This is a genomic window from Pedobacter sp. UBA4863 (genome assembly GCF_002399615.1).
GTDB lineage: Bacteria > Bacteroidota > Bacteroidia > Sphingobacteriales > Sphingobacteriaceae > Pedobacter.
In genome coordinates this window covers 7,185-9,485 of record NZ_DHDZ01000047.1, presented here as the reverse complement: position 1 = coordinate 9,485, position 2,301 = coordinate 7,185, and the positions used below count along the sequence as shown (strand labels likewise).

3 protein-coding genes are annotated in these 2,301 nt (G+C 37.3%); 1 reads left to right on the top strand and 2 read right to left on the bottom strand.

Translation table 11 applies throughout. The annotated features are described in order from the left end of the window. Positions 1-137 precede the first annotated feature (137 nt). Together B3I52_RS12765 and B3I52_RS12760 are read right to left on the bottom strand one after the other, a co-directional pair. Entirely contained in the window at positions 138-839 is a 702-nt protein-coding gene (locus B3I52_RS12765) for a 4'-phosphopantetheinyl transferase family protein (protein WP_293301823.1), read from the bottom strand. Positions 840-948: 109 nt separating this feature from the next. Further along, positions 949-1,659: an SMUG2 DNA glycosylase family protein gene (locus tag B3I52_RS12760; protein ID WP_293301821.1), complete on the bottom strand. Its 711-nt coding sequence runs from the start codon at positions 1,657-1,659 to the stop codon at positions 949-951. Between the two features lie 157 nt (positions 1,660-1,816). Here B3I52_RS12760 and B3I52_RS12755 point away from each other — a divergent pair. Continuing rightward, a partial coding sequence (locus tag B3I52_RS12755; protein WP_293301819.1) for a succinate--CoA ligase subunit alpha occupies positions 1,817-2,301 on the top strand: 485 nt, incomplete at its 3' end.

Genomic DNA, 2,301 nt, shown 5'->3' with positions numbered 1-2,301 from the left:
GCGCTCTTTGCTTTAAAGTTAATACTAGAGCAATAGCACCACTTCCGCAAAGACCAAGGTCGGTTTTTAGCGAATTTAAAGGTTTCTGCAAGGGCTTGACATGTTGCATAGCCTAAAAAACACCCAAACTCGTTAACCTAAATCCAGTTCCAAAATTGAAGCTCTTTTTGATCGAGACTGGTAGCGATACTCGCCACATAACTACCTTCGATTAGGAAAGTGCGCAGCTTAAAAACCGCTTTATTTCTTTCTACGTATTCACTTAAGCAGTCTATTAAATGAAGGTTGTTGCTAACGCCTTCGCCACTAGCCTTTAGCAATGCTTCTTTTCTGGTCCAAATGGTATAAAAATTGGTAGGATTGGTGTTCTTATTGCCAATAAAGTCAATTTCTTGCTTAGAAAAAGTGATGTCTAAAATTGATTTGAAATCAAATTCATTATTTAAGTATTCGAGGTCTATGCCAACTGCTTTCGGACTAACGGCAATAAGTATGTAATCTCCGGTGTGGCTAATGTTAAATTCAATGTCCTTTACCGTAGGTTTTTTATGTTCGTGCAAAATAAATTCTACTTCGTGTGGCGTTTTGTTTAAGCACAGGGCAAGAATAGTGCGGAGACAATATTTGCTAACTACATAGCGTTCTTTGTCTTTTTGAATAAACATTCTGCTCGCCTTTTCCTGCTCTTGTTCAGATAATACCTCGGCAAGTTCCTTTTTTATTTTCTGAAAATGATTATCAACTGAAATTCGGAAGATATGGGTTTTATCTGTAGCTAATAATTGGCTGGTGCTGTAAGGTTTCCACGCAAAGTCGTAACTCAATAGGTTATCTATCATTCTTAGGTTAGTCTTTTGGTTTTAATGCTATGGCTAGCGTAGTAAATATCGTTAAATTTTATTTTTAAGGAGAAAATTTTAATCAAGTTTAATTGTTTGTTAAAAACGATTAAAAATTACGGTATGCACTATTGTTTTTTAGTGCGGAAATATACTTCTCTATGTACCATTGTTTTTCAATCGATTTGTATTGCTGTATAAATCTAGGGTGTTCTAAAACGTTAAGCTTATCAAAAAGTTTTTCTTCGCTATTTATTTTTTGAATGAAAGTGGCGTTCTTCTTCCCTAAAATAAAAACCTCTGAAGTGTCTAGGCCTAAGCTGATGTGTTTTTTTAAAGATTCTACCATGAAGCTTTTAACCGATTTGAATAGTGTTAAATCATCGTAATAATTTGCGTTAAGCCACTTGCCATCTTTTGTGCGGCGTATAATAGCCAAAGGAAATGGCGAGTTGATATAAAAATTCTGGTAGAAATCTTTTGCACCGCCGTAGGCCTTTATCATATCGTACATAAAAACCGAGGAGATTTCGTGGGTATGTGCCGATCGCATTTTTATGCCGCACACCTCTTCTAGTCGCTTGGTATCTGTAAAAGGTACGCCCGTTATGCCGGCGCCAAGCCTACTAGGGTTAATGCCTATAATAAATTTTCTTGGCAGCAAATCGCTGTAATATTGCTCATAAAATTCTTGCATAACTTTCATCGTTTCGGGGTTGTCCATGTAAGGATTTAACACCTGAAAATTATTGGGCAGTGATCCTGTGTATCGCAGGGAACGGTTAAAATCGATTACTTTATCAGCAAAAGTTTTTATCATGATAGAGAGCAAGGTAAAAAAATAATTTAACTTCTGCCAAGGGCATTAGGCAACTAGGCTTAAATAGGGCAGAAGCCTTTGGGTAAAATAATATGCTTTTGCAGTTGACATTCCGTTGCAATTAGTTTAAGTTTGCACAACAAAAAAAATAGATACAATGAGTGTTTTAGTAAATAAAGATTCTAAAGTAATTGTTCAGGGGTTTACCGGTAACGAAGGTACTTATCACGCTGAGCAAATGATAGCTTACGGTACAAACGTTGTGGGCGGTGTAACTCCGGGCAAGGGCGGCCAAGAGCATTTGGGCAGGCCTGTTTTTAACACGGTTAAAGACGCCGTTGATAAAGCTGGCGCTAATGTGTCTATTATATTTGTACCTCCTGCATTTGCTGCCGACGCTATTATGGAAGCTGCTGAAGGTGGTATTAAAGTGATTGTTTGTATTACTGAGGGTATCCCTACGAAGGATATGATTGCAGTAAAATCTTATATTGCCGATAAAGATTGTCGTTTAATTGGCCCTAACTGTCCGGGTGTAATTACTGCTGATGAGGCTAAAATTGGTATCATGCCAGGTTTTATCTTCAAAAAAGGTACTGTTGGTGTAGTTTCTAAATCTGGTACTTTAACTTACGAAGCTGC

What these genes read in the sequence shown, in the direction of transcription:
- B3I52_RS12765 (WP_293301823.1), bottom strand. Translation starts at nt 839, where the DNA reads ATGATAGATAACCTATTGAGTTACGACTTTGCGTGGAAACCTTACAGC.
- B3I52_RS12760 (WP_293301821.1), bottom strand. Translation starts at nt 1,659, where the DNA reads ATGATAAAAACTTTTGCTGATAAAGTAATCGATTTTAACCGTTCCCTG.